The following is a 20,920-nucleotide window of genomic DNA, read 5'->3' on the forward strand; positions in this document are numbered from 1 at the left end:
CATGCCGAATTTCATTAAAAAACCGACCATGAGTGGCCATTTGTGGATCATTTATACGATCTCGCTGATTCTGCTGGGCTTCATCTGGTATTATCAGTGGACGCTCGGCTTGATGATGACGCTTTTATTGGCCGGTTCGATCTTTTACAGTGTTCGAACGGAACAGAACATGATTAATGAAACAGAAGAATATATATCGACTCTTTCCTATCGTGTAAAAAAGGTGGGGGAAGAGGCGCTGTTAGAAATGCCTATCGGAATCGTTCTTTACAGCGAAGACTATAAGATCGAGTGGGCGAACCCTTATATGAACAAGTTCACGAAAGAGGATACGATTGTTGGTGAATCGCTCAACGATTTGTCGGATGACCTCGTCTCTTATATTAAAGAGGCTCACGGGGAAGTGTGGCTTGAGATTGATGAATACAAGCTGCAGACGATGGTGAAACGCGATGAGCGCCTGCTGTATTTCTTTGACCGGACGAATCAGACGAAGATTCATAACTTGTACAAAAATGAGCAGACCGTACTGGCGATCATTTTCCTGGATAACTATGAAGAAATTACGCAGGGCATGGAGGATACGGCGAAGAGTCAGATTAATTCGCAGGTGACGTCAATTTTAAACAAGTGGGCCGGCGATTACGGTATTTATTTAAAGCGTACCTCTCAGGAACGCTTTATCGCTGTGATGAATCAGGAGATTCTGCAGGCACTGGAGCGGAATAAGTTTGAAATTCTTGATGAAGTACGGGAATTAATAACTGATCAAAATGTGCCGCTCACCCTTAGTTACGGTATCGGCGTCGGACCTGTCAGTCTGCCTGAATTAGGCGAGCTCGCCCAGTCGAGCCTTGATTTAGCGTTAGGACGGGGCGGCGATCAGGTAGCGATTAAGGATGATACCGGTAAAGTCCGCTTCTACGGCGGGAAAACGAACCCGATGGAAAAACGTACGAGGGTCCGTGCCCGTGTGATCTCCCATGCCATGAAGGAGCTTGTGCAGAACAGTGAACGCGTGCTGATTATGGGGCATAAATCGCCTGATATGGATGCGGTCGGCGCGTCGATCGGGATATTAAAAATCGCCCAGGCGAACCAGAAGGAAGGCAATATTGTACTCGATCCGGATGAGATTGATACCGGTGTGCAGCGAATGATCGAAGAAATCGAGAAAGACGATGAACTTTGGTCGAATTTTATTACACCGGAAGACGCGATGGAGCTTGTCACGAACGATACCCTCCTCGTCGTCGTCGATACGCATAAGCCTTCTCTCGTTATGGAGGAAAAGCTGTTAACCAAAACGGAGCACGTAGTCGTCATTGACCACCACCGGCGTGCCGAAGAGTTCATTGCCGATCCAACACTCGTATATATGGAGCCATACGCTTCTTCAACTGCGGAGCTTGTCACGGAACTGCTTGAATATCAGCCGAAGAAGCTGAAGCTGTCAATGCTGGAAGCGACGGCCTTACTATCAGGCATCATTGTCGATACGAAGGCCTTCACGCTGCGGACGGGATCGCGGACGTTTGACGCCGCTTCCTATCTCCGATCAAAGGGCGCAGACACGGTGCTCGTGCAGAAGTTTATGAAAGAAGACCTGGATGTATACGTCAAGCGGAGCCGGTTGATTGAGAAGGCAGACCTTTATCGTGAGGGCATTGCTATTTCCGCAGGCGAGAAGGGCGAAATGTACGGTCCGGTGATTATCGCTCAAGCAGCCGACACGCTGCTGACCATGACAGGCATCGTTTGTTCGTTCGTGATTTCCGAGCGAAAAGACGGACGCATCGGGATCAGCGCCCGCTCGCTTGGTGATGTGAACGTACAGGTGATTATGGAACGCATGAATGGGGGCGGGCATTTAACGAACGCCGCCACCCAGCTTGAAGATACAACGATTGAAGATGCGAGAGCTTTATTGCAGGATATTATTGATGAGTATTATGAAGGAGGAGACGAAGAATGAAGGTCATTTTCACATCAGACGTAAAAGGTAAAGGGAAAAAAGGAGAAATTAAAAACGTCTCTGACGGTTACGCACGCAACTATCTTTTAAAAAACAACCTGGCTGTGGAAGCAACGGGCGGCAATATGAAAGCCCAGCAGGCGAAGGATGCGAAGAAGGAACAGGAAGCGGAAGAAGTGAAGAAGGACGCGGAGAAGCTGAAAGATAAGCTTGCAGAATTGGAAGTGAAGCTCGTCGCGAAATCCGGTGATAACGGCCGCCTGTTCGGCTCGATTACTAGCAAGCAGATCGCAGAAGAACTAAAGAAATCCCATAATATTAAAATCGATAAACGTAAAATTGAACTGGACGATCCGATTCGTAACCTCGGTTATACGAACGTACCCGTTAAGCTTCATAATGAAGTGACAGGAACGATTCGTGTCCACGTGGCAGAGAAATAAATGTTCGTTTTCGTTTCGCAGGTAGAGGAGGAAACAGCTTGTGAGTGAATTATGGAATGACCGTACACCGCCGCACAACATTGAGGCTGAGCAGGCGGTTCTTGGTGCGGTCTTTTTAGAGCCTGAAGCGATGTCCACGGCTGCGGAATTTTTAGTTCCAGAAGATTTTTACCGTGCCAGCCACCAGCGGATCTTTGAAGTGATGCTGACGCTGTCGGACCGCGGGGAGCCGATCGATCTCGTGACGGTGACTACAGCACTGTCGAACAACAAAGTGCTTGAGGAAGTCGGCGGCGTATCCTATTTAAGTGATATCGCCAACTCGGTCCCAACAGCAGCCAACATATCGTACTACACAAGAATTGTGAGTGAAAAATCCACGCTGCGCGGATTAATCCGCACCGCGACAAACATTGTGACGAGCGGATTTGCCGAAGAGGAAAACATTGAAGACGTCCTGAATGCTGCTGAAAAAGAAATCCTCGAGGTTTCTCAGCGGAAGGATTCGGGTGCGTTTAAAAATATTAAAGACGTGCTGATCGATGTGTACGATAACATCGAAACGCTCCATAACAATGATGGCAATACGACTGGTATTCCAACCGGATATCGTGATCTTGACCATATAACATCAGGCTTTCAGCGCAATGATTTAATTATTATCGCTGCCCGTCCTTCGATGGGTAAGACCGCTTTCGCCTTAAATATTGCGCAGAATGTAGCCGTTAATTCAGATGAAAACGTCGCGATCTTCAGCCTGGAGATGGGCGCGGATCAGCTTGTATCGCGTATGCTCTGTGCGGAAGGGAACATTGACGCTCAGCGCCTCCGTACCGGCCAGATGGAATCAGAGGACTGGAACAAGCTGACGATGGCGATGGGAAGCCTTTCCAATGCCGGTATATATATTGACGACACACCGGGGATCCGTGTGAACGAAATCCGTTCCAAATGCCGCCGTCTTAAGCAGGAACACGGCCTTGGAATGATTTTAATTGACTACTTGCAGCTCATTCAGGGAAGCGCGAATTCGAAGGAAAACCGTCAGCAGGAAGTGTCGGAAATTTCCCGGTCGTTAAAAGGGTTAGCCCGTGAATTAAATGTTCCATTGATTGCTTTATCGCAGCTGTCACGTGGCGTAGAATCCAGACAGGATAAGCGTCCGATGATGTCTGACCTGCGTGAATCCGGTTCGATTGAGCAGGATGCCGATATTGTCGGATTCTTGTATCGTGATGACTACTATGACCAGGAATCGGAAAATCAGAATATCATTGAAATCATCATATCTAAACAGCGTAACGGCCCCGTCGGCAACGTTGAGCTCGCCTTTGTGAAGGAATACAACAAATTCGTCGACCTCGACCACCGCTACACCGACGCCGATGTGCCGCCGGCATAGATGAGGGAATAGCAGAGCGCCAACGATGTACCAGCAGAATATATAGTATTAGCATCTACGGGTACCTGGTACCCCTTAGCACTCATACCGCAATAGCATACAATGTTGCACTCCCACCATAAAATCAATACAACATTGCACTCACACCGTAATAGCACAAATAAAAAGCCGTTCATCACAATTTACTGCGATGAACGGCTTCTTTTTTATATTCATCACTCTCCGTTACGCCTCTCTTCGTAAAAAGGAGTTACGCCGGATTATGAATGAACGCTGTTTAACCAATGAGAGATGGCGTGCGCCACCCCGTGCTCGTCATTTGATTTTGTTACAAAGTCACACACCTCAAGCACAGACTCTCGGGCGTTGGCCATGGCGGCCCGGTGCCCGGCGGCGTTCAGCATGGAAAGGTCGTTTGGGCTGTCGCCGATCGCTGCTGTATCGCGCAGGGAGTAACCGAAGTGCGTGGCGAGCTTTTCTAACGCGATGCCTTTTGAAGCGTATTTATGCTCGAGCTCAAAGTTGTGGAGACCGGAGCTGACGAGGGTGACATCGTCCCAGCCCTCAAACCGGCGCCAGCCGGCGTCGCGTTTTTCTTTTTCAAAGGAAAAGGCAAGCACGTTATAAAGCGGTGCCCCGGACGCTAGGATTTGCCGGTACGAGGGAACCTTCTTAAATCCGGTCTGCCCGAACTGTTTGGAAAGGGCGTGCTCGAGCTCTGCGATGTTCGCATCGGGATTCGCTGTACGGATGCGGTCCAGCTCAATATACAGCAGGTCGCGTCCTTTTTCCGGGGTTAGAATCGCTTCATCGCTGAACACTTCGTAATAATAGTCTTCTGCTTCAAGCCAGCTTAAGATTTCTTCGGCATCATTGGGCTCGATAGGGACAGAATCAAATAACTCCCCCTCCGGCGTGTGAATTGTGGCCCCGTTGGCTCCGATGACCCACGTCGACAGCCCCGTTTTTGAAAAAACTTCCCGCACGTCAAACTCGGCGCGCCCTGTGGCGACTACCACCTCCACACCTTCCTGCTGGGCTCGTTTAATGGCTTCTAAATTTTCATTGCTTATTTCACTTTCATTATTTAAAAGGGTGCCGTCAAGATCAATGGCTATCATCTTCATGTTAAGACTCCTCCTCGGTTACCAATAATTCGACTTGATTGTCTTCTAACAGCTGCTGAAATTCCTCGCCCGGCGTCCGGTCGGTAATGAGGAGATCGACGTCAGACAGATCGGCGTATTGATAGAAGTCCGTCACACCGATCTTCGTATGGTCAGCGAGCACGGTCACCTGCTGCGCCTGCTCGGTCATCTTGCGTTTGACCATCCCGTCTTCCTCATGCGCAATGGTCAAACCGTACTCCGAGATGCCGACAACGCCGATAAATGCATGATCGACGTAATACTTCGACAGACGGTCAATCACTGACGTTCCGTATAAAAAGCGGTGCTCCTTGTTCAGCTGGCCGCCGAGTAAGTGGATGTCTGCTTGTTTGTTTGTCGATAAGAGGTCGGCTAAATTAATGGAATTTGTAATTACTGTCACATCGAGATCACTGATCTGCGCAGCACACGACTGCACGGTGGTGGAAGCGTCGAGAATCACTTTATCACCATTCCGCAGAAGAGAAGCTGCTTTACGGCCGATGGCCAGCTTCTCTTCAGAGACGGTCTGCAGGCGGTTTGAGTAGTCTTTGACTTCATTGTGACTCGTAGGCAGGATCGCCCCGCCTCTCGTTCTCACGATCGCCTGCTGCTCCTCCAGCTTCACGAGATCTCTCCTGGCTGTATCCCGTGAAACATGAAAAAGCTCACAAATTTTTTCCACTGAAATCCGCTTCGTCTGTTTCAAGTAGTTTAAGATTTCGATCAGCCGTTCCTCTTGATACAAAGCATCCACCGTCCTATCATTATTATATAAGTTATTTTAAGTAATTATGATAAAAAAATCAAGTATTTTAAGTCAATATAAGTATTTATAAGTAATTATGAATTTGAGATAAATCGAACATTACAAGATTATTAAAATAAAATGTTCGTGTTTTGCGTTGACGGATAGCAGTAAAATTGATAAACTGACGTTGGAATTAATGAAAAAGTAAATTTTATAGGCGGAGGTGCCTTATGTCTTCAGTAGTAGTCGTCGGAACCCAGTGGGGAGACGAAGGAAAAGGTAAAATAACAGATTTTCTATCACAGAATGCCGAAGTTGTGGCACGTTACCAAGGCGGAAACAACGCAGGCCATACTATTAAATTTGACGGGATTACGTATAAGCTGCACTTGATTCCATCGGGGATCTTTTTTGACGATAAGGAATGTGTGCTTGGCAATGGTATGGTAATTGACCCGAAAGCCTTATTAGAAGAACTTCAATACTTACATGACAAAGGGGTATCGACGGATAACCTGCGCATCAGCAACCGCGCCCACGTCATTCTTCCTTACCACTTGAAGCTCGATGAATTACAGGAAGAACAGAAAGGCGCCAACAAAATCGGCACGACGAAAAAAGGCATCGGTCCGGCATACATGGACAAAGCGGCTCGTACCGGAATTCGTATCGCCGATCTGCTGGATAAAGATGAGTTCCGCGAGAAGCTGGAACAGAACCTGGCCGATAAGAACCGTTTCTTTGAAAAAGTGTATGAAACAACACCATTTACAGTCGATGAAATTTTAAACGAATATTATGATTATGGGCAGGAAATCGCGAAATATGTATGCGACACATCTGTTGTCCTCAACGAAAACCTTGATGATGGCCGCCGCGTACTATTTGAAGGCGCACAGGGCGTTATGCTCGATATCGATCAGGGAACTTACCCGTTTGTTACGTCATCCAACCCGATTGCGGGCGGAGTAACGATCGGTTCCGGTGTCGGCCCTTCAAAAATTAAGCATGTTGTCGGTGTTTCTAAAGCCTATACGACACGTGTCGGGGACGGACCTTTCCCAACAGAATTAGAAAATGAGACGGGTGAACAGATCCGTGAAGTAGGTAATGAATACGGCACAACCACAGGACGCCCGCGCCGTGTCGGCTGGTTCGACAGTGTCGTCGTCCGTCATGCCCGCCGCGTCAGCGGTATTACTGATCTTTCTCTGAACTCGATTGACGTATTAACAGGAATTCCGACATTAAAAATTTGTACCGCTTATAAATACCGCGGCGAAATCATGGAAGAATTTCCAGCGAGCTTAAAGGTTCTGGCTGAATGTGAACCTGTGTATGAAGAGCTTCCTGGCTGGGATGAAGACATTACAGGTGTCCGCTCTCTGCACGAGCTTCCAGTCAATGCAAGAAACTATTTGGAGCGTGTGTCGCAGCTGACAGGCATCCCGCTTTCCATCTTTTCCGTAGGACCGGACCGCTCACAAACAAATGTAGTCCGCAGCGTGTACAGCGAATAACTTTCATAGACAGCCACGTCTTCCTTATACTAGAGGGAGGCGTGTTTTTTATGAACAGGAGGAACGGATATGAAACGAATCAGCGTGTTTGCCGGCTCAAGCGCAGGCCACGACCCGGCCTTTGCCGAGCAGACGAAAAGATTAGGAAAAGCCTTTGCAGAGAAGAACATTGAACTCGTTTACGGCGGTGCCAAAAGCGGACTGATGGGCATCATGGCCGATGCCATCCTGGAGCACGGAGGCAGGGTGACCGGTGTTATGCCGACGCCTTTATTTGAGAAGGAAATCGTCCACGAGGGCGTTACCACGTTTATTGAAGTCGATACGATGCACCAGCGTAAAGAGAAGATGAGCCAGCTGGCCGATGGGTTTATCGCCCTGCCCGGCGGGTTCGGCACATTAGAGGAATTATTTGAGACGATTACGTGGGCTCAGATCGGACTGCATGAGAAGCCTGTCGGGTTGTTTAATATCCAGGGCTACTACACACCGCTGCTTCATTTAATGGATCATGCAATTGAAGCGGGTTTCGTCTCACCTGAAAACCGCACGATTCTGCTCGAATCGGCTGATGCGCAGGACCTGCTTTCATTGCTGGAGAACAAGTAAATCAAAAAATCTATTGCGTAATTGAAAAAAGGTATGGTATGATATTCTTCGTTGCAGTCAAGAAGAAACACCATACACGGTCCGGTAGTTCAGTTGGTTAGAATGCCTGCCTGTCACGCAGGAGGTCGCGGGTTCGAGTCCCGTCCGGACCGCCACTTATCTTTCATGATCACACGTTTTAAAAGATTTGCACTTATACTATATGGCTCGGTAGCTCAGTCGGTAGAGCAACGGACTGAAAATCCGTGTGTCGGCGGTTCGATTCCGTCCCGAGCCACTCTTAAAGAAGCGCCCGCGAACCTAAGGTTCGCTGGCGCTTTTTTTGTTCATACAATAGACCCGGATTTATGTAAATGTACTGCAACAATGAATGAAAAATATTCCAATTAAGGGTGTATAATTACACTTTTTGATCATTTTTTTACTTTGAACATGAGATATTTGGAAACTATATTATAAATAGATTACATCCTCTATTATCTATTCAACAGGCTTTCTTACTATGATAAATTGGTACAGTGTCAAAAAATACGAGAAAACTACAAATTTACAGAAAGATAGAGAGAAGTTGCCATAGGAGGAAATGAACGTGAAAGAGACGACGGGGCTTTGGAAGAAGGCTTCCGCCATTGCTTTACTTGCAGTTAGTTTAAGTTTTGGAACGGTTTATGCTGAAGACAGCCTAAAGACTGTATACCACGTGTATGTAGGGGATAAACATATGGGTACAGTAACTCAGAAAGAAAAAGCAGAAGAGATAGTCGATCAAAACTTAAAGCAAGCTCAAGGAGAGCATGAGGGTTACGATGTGGAGCTTTTAGAAGACGTATCATACGTACCGGAAAAAGTTTTTTCTCCTGAGGATCAAACGGAGGATACGGTGCAGAAGCTTGAAGAATCCATAGAAGTAGGCGCTGCTGCAGTTGAATTGACTGTAGAGGACGAAACCGTGGCATTTCTTCCAAGTGAAAAAGAGGCTGACGAAGCGGTGCGCAGCTATAAGGAACAATACGTTGATGCAGGGGATTTAAAGGAAGTAGAAGAACGTGAACAGGATGAAGAACCGGAAATCAAGGATTCTACCATTATCGATGTTGAGTTGTCAGAAGAAGTATCACAAAAAGAGAGAGTCATTGATGCGGATGACATGGACGAAATGGATGAAGCTGTAGCATCCCTGGAAGAAGGAACACTTAACGAAAAGGTTCATACCGTAGAAGACGGTGAAGTATTGGGGGATATCGCCTCCCGATATGACATTTCCGAAGACGAACTGCTTGAGCTTAATCAAGATATAGACAAAGACGAGTCACTGCAGGTCGATCAGGAAATTCAAGTTACGGAAACTGAACCATTAACGGATGTTCTAGTGAAAGAAGAGGGAATAAAAAAAGAGACCATCCCTCATGAAACAGAAGTAGTCGAAACAGACGAACTGCTCAAGGGTGAAAAAGAGACAAAAGAAGAAGGTAAAGACGGCGAGAAAGAAGTGCATTATTACAAAGACAAGAGAAATGATCGCACGACGGACGAAGGAACGGTAGAAGAGACAGAACGATCTGAACCCAAGAAAGAAATCGTATTAAAAGGCACAAAGGAGATCCCTTCTAAAGGCACGGGGGATTTTGAGTGGCCGGCAGTAGACGGATCGATTACGAGCAAGCAGGGGGAACGATGGGGTTCCTTCCATAAAGGCATTGACATTGCAGGCGTTAAAGATCGTACAATCAAAGCGGCTGACAATGGAGAAGTAGTCGAAGCCGGAAACAGCGGCGCTTATGGCAATAAAGTGGTTGTAGATCACAATAATGGGTATGAAACGACATATGCCCACCTGGAATCCATTGATGTAGAGGTTGGAGATACCGTAGAAAAAGGCTCCTCTCTTGGTGACATGGGGTCTACAGGCCGTTCAACCGGCGTCCACCTCCACTTTGAAATTCACAAGAATGGTTCACTGGAAAATCCGCTGGACCACATTTAATGATAGTCGCTATGATGAGAATCGTAGCGGCTTTTTTATTAAATAAGACATTTCTTCGGAAATAAGTTAAAATGAGGGAAAGAATAGAAGTTGAAAAAAAGGAAGTGACTGAAAATGGCACAGAAAATTTTAGTTGTAGATGATGAGAAGCCAATTGCAGATATATTGAAGTTTAATTTAGAAAAAGAAGGATACGAAGTCGTCTGCGCCTACGATGGCGATGAAGCGATTCGTAAAGCAGACGAAGAGAAGCCGGAATTAATCCTGCTGGACATTATGCTTCCCCACAAAGATGGGAACGAAGTGTGCCGTGAAGTACGTAAGAATCATGCGATGCCGATTATTATGTTAACGGCGAAGGATGCAGAAATCGATAAGGTACTCGGTCTTGAAATGGGGGCGGATGACTACGTCACGAAGCCTTTCAGCAACCGTGAATTGATCGCTCGTGTGAAGGCGAATCTGCGCAGACAGCAGCAGGAGCCGGAGGATAAGTCTCAGCAGACGAAGGATATTACAATCGGCCGCTTAGCGATCCATCCTGATGCCTACACGGTAACGCGCGACGGGTCTTATATTGAATTAACCCACCGCGAATTTGAGCTGCTTCATTACTTAGCCCGCCACATCGGACAAGTTATGACACGCGAGCATTTGCTTGAAACAGTATGGGGCTATGATTATTACGGTGATGTTCGTACCGTTGACGTAACGGTTCGCCGTCTCCGCGAGAAAATTGAGGAGAATCCAAGTAACCCTGCGTGGATCGTAACGCGCCGCGGGGTCGGGTACTATTTAAGAAATCCAGAGCAGGAGTAGTGTTTGTGTATGAAGAAGGTAGGTTTTTTTCAGTCTGTCCGGCTGAAGCTGACAATCGTTTATATTCTCCTCCTGCTGCTCGGTATCCAGGTGATCGGGTCTTACTTTTTAGGAGAATTAGAACAACGGTTAGAGGAGAATTTTAACGAGTCGATCGATGGCAGACTGCGCTCTTTAGCCTACAGTGTGCAGAATTCCTATGAAACGGATCGCAGCGACTCTGACACTTCATTAGAGGATGATATTCAAGAGTTAATCGATGATTTCGGCCAGGGGGATATTCAGAAGGTACAAGTCATCGATTACTCAAATCGGCGTGTTATTGCTACATATAACAGTGGTCTGACCCGGGAGGATGTCGGGAAGAAGACGAATCATTCCATGGTGACAAGCGCGCTCCTCTACAAAAATTCCGACTGGGAATGGAAGCTCGATCCAAACACGGAGAACCGCCTGCGGGTAGGAGCGAGGCCGGTTGAGAGCAGCGATCAGGAGGAAGTCCTCGCTGCTATTTACTATGAAGCTGATGTGAGCGGGGTGACCAGCCAGCTCCAGCAGATTAACAATATTTTTGCGCGGGGAACCATTTTGGCCATTACGGTAACGGCTCTGCTTGGTATCTTGGTGGCGCGGACCATTACTAAGCCTTTATCTGAGATGAGAAGACAAGCTCAGATTATGGCCACAGGCGACTTTTCGCAAAAGGTCAGTGTGCACGGAAATGACGAGATCGGTCAGCTGGGTGTCACGTTTAACGACCTAAACGATAAGCTTAAACAGTCCCAGGCGACGACGGAAGGGGAGCGGCGTAAGCTCAGCTCGGTGCTGTCGAACATGTCCGACGGTGTTATAGCGACAGACCGCTTAGGGGCGATTACACTAATGAACGCTCCGGCCTCTAAGCTGATCGGTCAGAGCTTTGAAGAAGTGCAGGGTCAGTCGCTTATCGACATTCTGGACCTTACCGATCAAGTCAGTGAGATCGGTGATGTCGAATCGATTGGTTCGATTATTGTCGATTTAAGCGGGGATGATCAGCCGCTTCTGCTTAAAGCCAACTTTTCCGTCGTTCAGGACGAAAATGATGAAATGGACGGGTTTATTACGGTTATCAGTGATGTAACCGAGCAGGAAAAAGTAGAGCAGGAACGCCGTGAATTCGTCTCCAACGTGTCTCATGAACTGCGCACCCCGCTTACGACGATGCGCAGCTATTTGGAGGCTTTAACCGACGGAGCCTGGGAGGATAAGGAGATTGCGCCGCGATTCCTCGATGTCACCCAGAATGAGACCGATCGGATGATCCGGCTCGTAAACGACTTGCTCCAGCTTTCGAAAATGGACCGTAAAGATACTGGTCTGTTTAAAGAAAAAGTCGAATTCATTGAATACTTCAGCCACGTGATTGATCGATTTGAGATGAATCGTGACGAAAAAAATACATTTAACCGGGAGTTATCCGCTCAAAATCTATACGTCTGGATTGACCAGGATAAAATCACTCAAGTTCTCGACAATATTATTTCCAATGCGATTAAATATTCCCCGGAGGGCGGCACCATTACTTTCAAAGCGGAAACGCTGAAGAAACAGCTGCTTGTCAGTGTCAGTGACCAGGGCATGGGGATGCCTTCGGATACGGTGGATAAGATATTTGATCGCTTCTACCGGGTCGATAAAGCCCGCTCCCGGGAAATGGGAGGTACGGGGCTCGGTCTCGCTATTGCCCGGGAAATAATTGAATCCCACCACGGTCAAATATGGGCGAACAGTCAAGAAGGAAAAGGAACAACCGTATTCTTTACTCTTCCGCTCATTAACCAGAAGCGGAGGAAGCGCAAATGAAGGTAGAAACGTTAAAATCTATTATACTTGTTATTTTAATCGGATTTAGTTTGCTGCTTACTGTCGCTTTATGGAACTATCAGCCGGAATATGACAGTGTGGATGAGGGAGATGGTTTGATTGAAGAAACAACCATTGGCGGCGGAGAGAGTGATATCGCTTCGATCGTCCGTCCCCGTGAATTCGTTCTCCACCGGGATGATGCCCACTATTCCTTTGAAGATCAGGAAGATGTGACCTTAACGTTTAATAGTATGAAAAAATGGACGCTGTCGGATTTCAGCAGCACGGAAAATCAGGAACCACCTGATGATGGAGAAATGATTGAGCTTGTTTTTCCTACGGAGCTCCCGGCTCAATCCATTCCCGATATTTTTTCATTTGATAACTCGGATGTAGATCCTCCTGTCGGGCAGTTTAATCGGATTTTTGTTGAGTTTAATGAAGAGGATGACGGGTCCGAATTATTATTTACCTCGGATGAGGGCAGCTCCACTTCATTTCGCGCTCGGATGGGAAGCAGTGATACGAATGAGCTGCGGAGCAGTATGGATGATGAGGAAGACCTTCAGGAACAGATCATGTTCGGAGAAGATGAAGAAAAACGCATTTTTATTCCGAGAGAGAGCATGGAAATCACTGAGCATCAAGTCGACTCTAAAGAAATCGGACTGCTGCCTTTAAGAAACGAGCTGTTTGGAGATTCTCCTGTCGTGCGGGAACAGTCGTCCTCGACTTCAGAGCAGCGTTTAACAGACTACAGCAACCGGCTTGAAGTACTCGGGGATGGAAACCGGATGGAATTCACAAAGCTTACGTCCAACAGCGGCTCGGATGTTCAGTCGGCGTTAAGCTCACAGGAACTTTTAGAGAACAGCCTGGACTTTGTCAACACCCATGAAGGATGGACCGATGATTTCCTATTGTCTACATTAAATCCATCCCAGTCGCTCGTACAATTTCATATGTACTTTAATGATCTTCCTCTTCTCGACAGTTCAGACAATGTGCATTTGATGGAGGTTGAGTACGAAGGAGAGGAAATCGAGCGATACATGCGTCCGCTCCGTGATTTTAACGCGTCATATCCGTTAACCGGAAATACAGAGGAGCTTCCGTCAGGAGAAACGGTGGCTTCCTATTTAGAAGAGTCTAGACAGTACAATTTGAATTTAATTGAAGATATTCAAGTGGGTTACACGTTAGAGCCACAGGATGCCTACGAGGTTTATACCCTTGTACCCGCCTGGTTCGTATTAGAAAACGGGAGCTGGAAAGAGATAACGGATGTCTCCTCAGTAAACAAAGGAGGACAAACTCATGCAATGGGGCCAAATTAAAATGTTATTTATCTTTAGTTTTCTCGTGCTTGATTTGTTCCTTCTTCAGCAGTTTCTGACTAAACAGGAAGAAGCATCGATTGGTACGATTGAGGAGCCGATGTTTGAAGAAAGCCCGGCGGAGGATAACATTACCATTGATGATGATATACCGGAAGAAGCACCCGAGGTTAATTTCTTAATTGCCTCACACAGCGACTTTTCTGAAAGCCAGCTTGATCAGATCGAACGTTTAGAAGATCAGCAGGCAGAAGTCTATGGAAGCCAGCTGCTCGTCTCTACGTTGGATGAGCCTGTGGAGCTTGGGAACAACGAAGAGTCTATTACGGAGACGGTCAGTGAACATGTCCCCTTCAGTGATCAGTATTCCTACTGGGGGCTGAACGAAGAGGAAGATAAGGTGCTCTTTTTTCAAACGACAAATTCACGAACCGTTTACTATAACTCGGCCGGGGTGCTTATGGTCGATATAGAAGACGGGCAGATGACGGGGTATCAGCTTTCTCAATTGCAGGAAGAAGAAAATGAGAATGATGATGAACGGGAACTCTTGGATCCTGACGATGTCATTGATATCCTGTATGAAGACCGGGAAATTTCTTCCGGTGATGAAGTGACCAATATGACGGTCGGCTATCACTCTGCCGCCGGATTTGAACCTACGCAGGTGTTCGCTCCGATTTGGAAAGTGACCATTAACGGCGAAGAGGATTTGTTTCTTAATGCCGTAACGGGAGAAGGTCAGGTCCTCGATTTAGAAGAAGATGAGTTTATCAGCGATACATTAGAGTACTTTCAGGAGACGATATCCTCGAATCGACAAGACGTGATAAACAATGAGGAAGAAGAAGAAGAGAACTCTGATGAATAGAACGACATGGAGTGTCATACAATGACGTTACAATTTAGTGTGCTCGCCTCAGGCAGTACAGGCAATGCCTTTTATATAGAATCAGGAGAGGAAAAAATATTAGTCGATGCCGGTCTAAGCGGGAAAAAAATTGAAGGCTTGTTTGAGCAGATCAACGTGGATCCTCACGAGCTTTCACGCATTCTCGTCACCCATGAACACAGTGATCACATTAAAGGCCTCGGCATAATGGCCAGGCGATACAACCTGCCGATCTATGCCAATGAAAAAACGTGGCAGGCAATGGAAGGCCAGCTCGGCAAGCTGTCGCTGGATCAGAAGTTTCATTTTAATATGGAAGAAACGAAGGATTTTGGCGGAATTGATGTTGAATCGTTTGCCGTATCGCATGACGCTGCGGATCCAATGTTCTACACCTTTCATAAAGACGGCAGGAAAATCTCGCTCGTTACCGATCTTGGCTACGTATCAGAACGAATTAAAAAAACAGTGCAAGGCTCGGACGCGCTCGTTTTTGAATCGAATCATGACGTAAGTATGCTCCGCATGGGACGCTATCCATGGAACGTTAAACGACGTATATTGGGCGATTCAGGCCACGTATCGAATGAAGACTGCGCGCTTGCCCTCTGTGACATTATGGATGACGAGACAAAGCGCGTCTATTTAGCCCACCTCAGCCAGGATAATAATATGAAGGATCTCGCCCGGATGTCCGTGGAAGACGTGCTTAAAGAACGCGGGTTTGAGATCGGATCGCGCATTGAACTGCACGATACCGATCCCGCCCAGGCGACCCCGCTGTATAAAGTATAAACAGGTTTTAAAAAACAGGGTTAAGGCAACAATAAGGTAAATAAGATGTGGAAAGAAAGGAAAGGTGATAGCCGTGGGTTACTACGACGATCATTCACCAGCCACACAGCAGCAGAAGAAGAGCCGCCGGTTTATGATGCCTACACTGGTCGGAATCATACTCGGCGCGGTTCTTGTCCTGCTGGCGTTACCTGCGCTGGTTCAAACCAATTTACTCCCTTATAGCATAACGACGCCAAATGATGAAAACGAATCCATAGATAATGAAGGCACGGGCATAAGCAGCGAAAAGGTGGAAGTAGACGTCAATACACAGATCACCGAGGTCGTTGAGGAAGTTACTCCTTCTGTGGTCGGTGTGGTCAACCTGCAGTCGCAGTCGAATTTCTGGGATGAACAGGACGGTTCAGAGGAAGCAGGAGTCGGCTCAGGCGTGATTTATAAGCAGGAAGACGGAGACGCCTATGTAGTCACCAACAACCACGTCATCGACGGCGCCAGCGAAATTGAGGTCGTCCTTTCCGACGAGACCCGCGTTCCAGCTGAGTTGATCGGCGGCGATGTATTCTCAGACTTAGCCGTTTTAAAAATGTCAGATGAAGATGTTACCCAGGTGGCTGAAATCGGTTCGTCGGATAACCTGAAGGTCGGCGAACCAGCGATTGCAATCGGCAACCCATTAGGACTGCAGTTTGCCGGGTCGGTTACCAAAGGGATCATCAGCGGCAAACAGCGCGCCATACCGCAAGACTTTAACAACGACGGGCAGGAAGACTGGCAGGCGGAGGTTATCCAGACCGATGCCGCGATCAACCCTGGAAACAGCGGAGGCGCGTTAATTAATATCGAAGGCCAGCTGATCGGCATTAACTCGATGAAAGTGGCCCAATCGTCTGTAGAGGGGATCGGTTTTGCCATCCCGATTGACGCCGCACTTCCTTTAGTCGAAGAATTAGAAGAAGACGGCCAGGTCAGCCGCGCCTTTATCGGAGTGGAAGCCTACGGACTGAATGAAGTGCCGACATCCGAATGGGAGAACACGCTGAATCTGCCTGAAGACGTAGAAGGCGGCCTGTACGTACGGAGCGTGTCGCAAATGTCACCAGCCGCTAAAGCCGGACTTGAAGAATTAGATGTCATTACCGAGCTTGACGGAGAACCTGTAGAAAATATCATCGACCTTCGCAAGTATTTATATGAAGAAAAAGATCCAGGCGAAGAATTAGAGGTTACGTATTACCGTGACGGAGAACCTAATCAGACGACGCTTACCCTGGATACTCAAGAATAAAGAAGATTGGATTAATGGAGTCTTTGGAAAAGGATCTCTGTGACGCCAATGGGTTTAGTTAATCGACTCTCCTTCACCTGAAGCATCCTGGTGACGGAGAGTCTTTTTTCTGTCTTAAGGAACGAGACCCCTTCTAATCCATGCGGCAAGAAAGCAATGGCATGAAACCACGGTTACTTAACAAGTTAAAAAAGCGTGGATAGATAATGACGTGGTATCTCGTCATTCTTTAGAAACTGAAGAAAAAGGAATAGGAAAATAGGGTAGAACCACCCCGGAACGGCTGATAAGTCTGAAGAGGCCTCAAAATAGGAAGTTCGATTAAGTACGGCACGTCGTGTGCCAACATCGAACGACCCCACGTCGTGTGGGGCCTTGGAAAGGGAGGCGTTTCCTAAAACCCTTTCCTCTTGTCCATGCAAGGAATGGTTACACGTTCGAGCGAAAACGGGTCTGCTTTTACTTTCCTTTTGCATATAAAATCAAGTTATCCCAAAGCCATTTTCCTTATCCACACCATGTGCACAGCTTTCTGGATAAGGTACATATATGGTGGCGAACATACATACGAAACACCATATACATTCATCGATTTGTGCATATGTGGATTATTTTGTGGATAACATGTTTATACTCTTGGATAACTTGTGCATAGCTCAAAAGTACCGACTTCTGTGTATAAGTCTGTGGATAATTGTGGGTAACTTAATTCGTTAGTCGAGTTACCCACATGTGCACAAAGATATCCACGATACACCTGACTTTATCAAACATTTCTCGACATTGTTCCACTTTTTTCACAAATCATTACTAACGACTACCGAGAGTGAGTTATCCACAGTGGAAAAAAGTTGTCCACTCCCCTCGCGTTTCGTACAATGAAGCTAATGAGGAGGAATACATATGATCGATTTACGAAGCGATACCGTAACACGCCCTACCCCTGAGATGCGGCAGGCCGCCTTTGATGTGGAGGTCGGGGATGACGTATACGGCGAAGATACGAGCGTCTTAAAATTAGAAGAAACTGCAGCACGGATGCTAGGGAAGGAAGCGGCCTTGTTTGTCACGAGCGGTACGCAGGGGAATCAAATTGCTGCTTTAACCCATTGCCAGCCTGGGGATGAAGTCCTGGTGGAAGCGAGTACTCACCTTTTTCTATATGAAGGAGCTGCGATGAGTGCGCTAGCCGGCGTGCAGCCTCGTACGATTGAAGGCGTACGGGGAGCGATGGACCCGGAGGATGTGCGGGCGGCTGTACGCCCCGATGATATTCATTTTCCCAAGACAGGCATGATTTGTGTGGAGAATACACACAATAAAGCGGGAGGAGCGGTCGTATCGCTTGGCAATATGCAGGCGGTCTATGAGGTGGCACGGGAATACGGAATTCCGGTGCATTTAGATGGTGCCCGCCTGTTCAACGCTGTGGCAGCCTCCGGCATATCGGTCGAGCACTACGCATCGCAGGCCGATACGGTACAATTTTGTTTATCAAAAGGGCTCGGAGCACCTGTTGGTTCGATCATTACCGGATCAGCGGAATTTATTCAGCGCGCACGAAAGTGGCGCAAGCGCCTCGGAGGCGGACTGCGTCAGGCCGGCGTAATCGCAGAGCCGGGCTACGTTGCACTCACACAAATGACCGGCAGACTCGCAGACGATCATGAGAATGCCCGGTATTTAGCGGATTCGATCAACCAAATTGACGGGCTGAGAGTGGAAGGTCCCGTCGATACCAATATCGTGCTCGTCAATGTTGCCGATCTCGGCCTACAAGCAGAACACTTTTTAGCCGAGCTGAAGAAAGAAGGCGTACTTGCCGTTCCTTTTGGCCGGCATACCGTGCGCTTCGTCACTCATTTTGACGTGAGCCGGGAGCACATTAAGACTGCCGTGGATCGTGTGAATGCGATCAGCTGGAGTGTATGATAACGAAAACGCAGCCATTTCTAATAATACGCAGCAAATGCCATGATACACTTTTTTTATGAAATTAGTGAGTTCTCCCCATGATTAGGGGAATTTTAGATATAATAAGAGGAAAGAACTTTGACTGTGAGGGGGTCCCTTATGAAGAAACGATGGTTCATCATCGCAGCACTTTTGCTGCTGGTCAGCGTAGGAATCAATTATTATCAATATCAGTCGCATCAGGATGAGTTAATGGAAGCCAAATCTACAGACCTGACAGCGATACGGGGAGTTATGACGGAGCTCGCCGTCCGTATCGGAGATGAGGACGCCTCAGAGTCAGAGATTGAAGCCCTGGCCTTTTCATTAAATCGGCTGACTTCGGATCTTTCTTCCTCTGTGTCTTTATACCCAGGCAGTACAGCGGATTACGATTTCTATCAGAAAACCGCCCGCACGTTAATGACGTTTGTCAATAACCAGGAGATTACAGACATGAGTATCCAGCAGCGGGACGTTATCTTCCAAACCATTATGAGCGGCGTCGGTTCAAAAGACGCAGAATTTATTGAACAGCAATTAGCCGAATACAGTGAAAGTGAGTAGGTCGGCATGCTTAAGAAGATGCCTGGTACCTGGGACATATACCCATATCAGGAAAGATAGCACATTGACAATAAATGACATGAGAATATAATAAAAGAAACGGCCGATGCAAGCGTATCTTGTATCGGCTATTTTTTGGCAGCGGATGGATAAATTATACTCCTCCTGCAAATTTTTAAAAAAAATTCGATCCATTGAAAACTTTTTCCCATGTTCACAGGTATATAGAGTAGAGAGGTGCAAAAAAAGGTGGAGAGATGATGGACACGGACATGGAACGCAAGCTGATTAAGAAAGTAAAAAAAGGAAATCAGAAGGCTTTTAAGAAGCTGTATGATTTGTATTCAGGCTATGCGCTCCGTACCGCGTTCGCGATGACTAAAAGCGAAGCAGACGCGTCCGACATCGTACAGGAAACATTCATCCGCGTCTACCGCAGCATCGATTCCTTTGAGGAAGCGAAGCCGTTTAAGCCGTGGTTCTACCGGATTCTGATCAATGAAACCCACCGCCTTCTCAAGAAACGCGCCGACTCCAGGAACATTTACATGGACGTTGAGGCCTCCGAATTTCTGCATCCGGCATCGTCGATTGAAGGGGATTACGAGGACTTAGGAGAAGCGCTCGACCAGCTCGACCATCATCATAAAACCGTAGTGGTCCTGAAGTATTTGCACGGATTTTCGGAAAAAGAAATCGCTTCGATTCTCGACGAAAATCAGAATACGATCAAGTCCAGGCTTTACAAAGGAAGACAGAAGCTTAAACAGGTTTTGGGAGCGATCGAACATGAATAAGGAAAAAGGCACAATGGAAGAGTTTCTAAAGAAGCAGACCGATTCGGCGGAAGAGCTGAAGGATGCAGCGTGGGTCAATATTGAGAAGGAATTATTTACGAAGCCGAAGAAGCGCCCTCTCTGGATGAAAGCCGCCACGATCGCGGCCGCCATCCTGCTTATCGCCATGTCCTTCAGCACGAATAGAGGGCAGGCCGTCATTCAAAGCGTATGGGATCTGTTTGAAGAGGAAAAAACAGTCGAATTCGAGCTTGAAGGTCAGCGCGAAGTCAATGATGCCAAGCTCAATGCCAATCCGGACCTCGATTATGTGATTTATGTGGATGAATCGCGCTACCGCCTGGAAGAGGGCGGGCAGAGCGACAAGGTTGTGCCCGCTGTGGAGCTTGGGCCGGAATACCCCGAAGTCTCAATGGAAATCGAGCCCATTACAGGATCATCGTCTGATCAGGAGCTCGAAACGATCAGGCAGTCCTTAGAAGACCGGGACTATCGAATTATAAAAAATACTGAAATTGTGAAACCATTTGAAGGCTCAATCGTTATAGCGAGTGAGGCGGAAGAAGGTGAACAGCAGTGGAACTCCGTCATGGAGAAGTATTACGTGACGGAAGATGACAATAATGCCTTGTTTGTAATTAAACAAAAATATTTTCTAGAAGCTGAAGAGGGTCATGGCGTCCGATTTGACACCATGCTGGAGAGCTTCGAAGTTGTTAATGAATAAAGGGATTCCGATATAAAAAGAAAAAGGAATCCCGCAGGTTTTCAGGAAATAAACCTTTTAAA

Annotated in this window: 18 protein-coding genes and 2 tRNA genes; 18 read left to right on the forward strand and 2 right to left on the reverse strand. The window is 47.2% G+C overall.

Going from position 1 to position 20,920, the window contains the following annotated elements:
- Position 1: 1 nt before the first annotated feature.
- Genes LF822_RS08535 through dnaB form a run of 3 tightly spaced genes read left to right on the forward strand, consistent with a single transcriptional unit; the run spans position 2 to position 3,820 of the window.
- Positions 2-1,975, forward strand: a complete 1,974-nt coding sequence (locus tag LF822_RS08535; protein ID WP_253923614.1) for a DHH family phosphoesterase — start codon at positions 2-4, stop codon at positions 1,973-1,975.
- On the forward strand, positions 1,972-2,418 hold the full coding sequence (gene rplI / locus LF822_RS08540) for a 50S ribosomal protein L9 (RefSeq protein WP_253923615.1): 447 nt from the start codon (positions 1,972-1,974) through the stop codon (positions 2,416-2,418). The genes LF822_RS08535 and rplI overlap by 4 nt, the downstream gene beginning before the upstream one ends.
- A gap of 40 nt (positions 2,419-2,458) precedes the next feature.
- On the forward strand, positions 2,459-3,820 hold the full coding sequence (gene dnaB / locus LF822_RS08545) for a replicative DNA helicase (protein WP_253923616.1): 1,362 nt from the start codon (positions 2,459-2,461) through the stop codon (positions 3,818-3,820).
- A 260-nt stretch (positions 3,821-4,080) separates the two neighbouring features.
- Here dnaB and LF822_RS08550 read toward each other — a convergent pair whose 3' ends face one another.
- Positions 4,081-4,947, reverse strand: coding sequence for a Cof-type HAD-IIB family hydrolase (locus LF822_RS08550; RefSeq protein ID WP_253923617.1), 867 nt, complete (start codon positions 4,945-4,947; stop codon positions 4,081-4,083).
- A 1-nt stretch (position 4,948) separates the two neighbouring features.
- Positions 4,949-5,716: a DeoR/GlpR family DNA-binding transcription regulator gene (locus tag LF822_RS08555; RefSeq protein ID WP_253923618.1), complete on the reverse strand. Its 768-nt coding sequence runs from the start codon at positions 5,714-5,716 to the stop codon at positions 4,949-4,951.
- Between the two features lie 233 nt (positions 5,717-5,949).
- Between LF822_RS08555 and LF822_RS08560 the strand changes: the two genes are divergently transcribed.
- From LF822_RS08560 to LF822_RS08630, 15 genes are all read left to right on the forward strand, one after another.
- Complete coding sequence (locus LF822_RS08560) at positions 5,950-7,239, forward strand: adenylosuccinate synthase (protein ID WP_253923619.1); 1,290 nt, start codon at positions 5,950-5,952, stop codon at positions 7,237-7,239.
- Between the two features lie 69 nt (positions 7,240-7,308).
- Entirely contained in the window at positions 7,309-7,848 is a 540-nt protein-coding gene (locus tag LF822_RS08565) for an LOG family protein (RefSeq protein WP_253923620.1), read from the forward strand.
- 78 nt (positions 7,849-7,926) lie between these two features.
- Positions 7,927-8,003 (forward strand) — tRNA-Asp (locus LF822_RS08570).
- Positions 8,004-8,052: 49 nt separating this feature from the next.
- Positions 8,053-8,125 (forward strand) — tRNA-Phe (locus LF822_RS08575).
- Between the two features lie 312 nt (positions 8,126-8,437).
- The gene (locus LF822_RS23045; protein WP_253923621.1) at positions 8,438-9,832 is read left to right on the forward strand and encodes a peptidoglycan DD-metalloendopeptidase family protein; all 1,395 of its coding nucleotides are present in this window, start codon (positions 8,438-8,440) and stop codon (positions 9,830-9,832) included.
- A gap of 114 nt (positions 9,833-9,946) precedes the next feature.
- Positions 9,947-10,651, forward strand: coding sequence for a response regulator YycF (gene yycF / locus LF822_RS08585; RefSeq protein WP_253923622.1), 705 nt, complete (start codon positions 9,947-9,949; stop codon positions 10,649-10,651).
- Positions 10,652-10,660: 9 nt separating this feature from the next.
- Entirely contained in the window at positions 10,661-12,496 is a 1,836-nt protein-coding gene (walK, locus tag LF822_RS08590; protein ID WP_253923623.1) for a cell wall metabolism sensor histidine kinase WalK, read from the forward strand.
- A complete protein-coding gene (locus tag LF822_RS08595; RefSeq protein ID WP_253923624.1) occupies positions 12,493-13,836 on the forward strand; it encodes a YycH family regulatory protein in 1,344 nt (447 codons plus the stop codon). Before walK ends, LF822_RS08595 begins: the two co-directional genes overlap by 4 nt.
- The gene (locus LF822_RS08600; protein ID WP_253923625.1) at positions 13,817-14,707 is read left to right on the forward strand and encodes a two-component system regulatory protein YycI; all 891 of its coding nucleotides are present in this window, start codon (positions 13,817-13,819) and stop codon (positions 14,705-14,707) included. Before LF822_RS08595 ends, LF822_RS08600 begins: the two co-directional genes overlap by 20 nt.
- 21 nt (positions 14,708-14,728) lie before the next feature.
- Positions 14,729-15,523, forward strand: a complete 795-nt coding sequence (locus LF822_RS08605; protein ID WP_253923626.1) for an MBL fold metallo-hydrolase — start codon at positions 14,729-14,731, stop codon at positions 15,521-15,523.
- A 73-nt stretch (positions 15,524-15,596) separates the two neighbouring features.
- Positions 15,597-16,814: a S1C family serine protease gene (locus tag LF822_RS08610; protein ID WP_371925861.1), complete on the forward strand. Its 1,218-nt coding sequence runs from the start codon at positions 15,597-15,599 to the stop codon at positions 16,812-16,814.
- A gap of 903 nt (positions 16,815-17,717) precedes the next feature.
- On the forward strand, positions 17,718-18,746 hold the full coding sequence (ltaE, locus tag LF822_RS08615; RefSeq protein ID WP_253923627.1) for a low-specificity L-threonine aldolase: 1,029 nt from the start codon (positions 17,718-17,720) through the stop codon (positions 18,744-18,746).
- 141 nt (positions 18,747-18,887) lie between these two features.
- The gene (locus LF822_RS08620) at positions 18,888-19,334 is read left to right on the forward strand and encodes a hypothetical protein (protein WP_253923628.1); all 447 of its coding nucleotides are present in this window, start codon (positions 18,888-18,890) and stop codon (positions 19,332-19,334) included.
- A 260-nt stretch (positions 19,335-19,594) separates the two neighbouring features.
- On the forward strand, positions 19,595-20,131 hold the full coding sequence (locus LF822_RS08625) for an RNA polymerase sigma factor (protein ID WP_253923629.1): 537 nt from the start codon (positions 19,595-19,597) through the stop codon (positions 20,129-20,131).
- On the forward strand, positions 20,124-20,858 hold the full coding sequence (locus LF822_RS08630; protein ID WP_253923630.1) for a hypothetical protein: 735 nt from the start codon (positions 20,124-20,126) through the stop codon (positions 20,856-20,858). Before LF822_RS08625 ends, LF822_RS08630 begins: the two co-directional genes overlap by 8 nt.
- Positions 20,859-20,920: the final 62 nt, after the last annotated feature.

This window comes from Halobacillus sp. A5 (assembly GCF_024189315.1).
Lineage (GTDB): Bacteria > Bacillota > Bacilli > Bacillales > Halobacillaceae > Halobacillus_A.

Excerpts from the sequence above, each read along its gene's own strand:
- LF822_RS08535 (WP_253923614.1), top strand. The coding sequence starts at position 2 with ATGCCGAATTTCATTAAAAAACCGACCATGAGTGGCCATTTGTGGATC.
- rplI (WP_253923615.1), top strand. The coding sequence starts at position 1,972 with ATGAAGGTCATTTTCACATCAGACGTAAAAGGTAAAGGGAAAAAAGGA.
- LF822_RS08550 (WP_253923617.1), bottom strand. The coding sequence starts at position 4,947 with ATGAAGATGATAGCCATTGATCTTGACGGCACCCTTTTAAATAATGAA.
- LF822_RS08560 (WP_253923619.1), top strand. The coding sequence starts at position 5,950 with ATGTCTTCAGTAGTAGTCGTCGGAACCCAGTGGGGAGACGAAGGAAAA.
- LF822_RS08565 (WP_253923620.1), top strand. The coding sequence starts at position 7,309 with ATGAAACGAATCAGCGTGTTTGCCGGCTCAAGCGCAGGCCACGACCCG.
- yycF (WP_253923622.1), top strand. The coding sequence starts at position 9,947 with ATGGCACAGAAAATTTTAGTTGTAGATGATGAGAAGCCAATTGCAGAT.
- walK (WP_253923623.1), top strand. The coding sequence starts at position 10,661 with ATGAAGAAGGTAGGTTTTTTTCAGTCTGTCCGGCTGAAGCTGACAATC.
- LF822_RS08595 (WP_253923624.1), top strand. The coding sequence starts at position 12,493 with ATGAAGGTAGAAACGTTAAAATCTATTATACTTGTTATTTTAATCGGA.
- LF822_RS08600 (WP_253923625.1), top strand. The coding sequence starts at position 13,817 with ATGCAATGGGGCCAAATTAAAATGTTATTTATCTTTAGTTTTCTCGTG.
- LF822_RS08605 (WP_253923626.1), top strand. The coding sequence starts at position 14,729 with ATGACGTTACAATTTAGTGTGCTCGCCTCAGGCAGTACAGGCAATGCC.
- ltaE (WP_253923627.1), top strand. The coding sequence starts at position 17,718 with ATGATCGATTTACGAAGCGATACCGTAACACGCCCTACCCCTGAGATG.
- LF822_RS08620 (WP_253923628.1), top strand. The coding sequence starts at position 18,888 with ATGAAGAAACGATGGTTCATCATCGCAGCACTTTTGCTGCTGGTCAGC.
- LF822_RS08625 (WP_253923629.1), top strand. The coding sequence starts at position 19,595 with ATGGACACGGACATGGAACGCAAGCTGATTAAGAAAGTAAAAAAAGGA.
- LF822_RS08630 (WP_253923630.1), top strand. The coding sequence starts at position 20,124 with ATGAATAAGGAAAAAGGCACAATGGAAGAGTTTCTAAAGAAGCAGACC.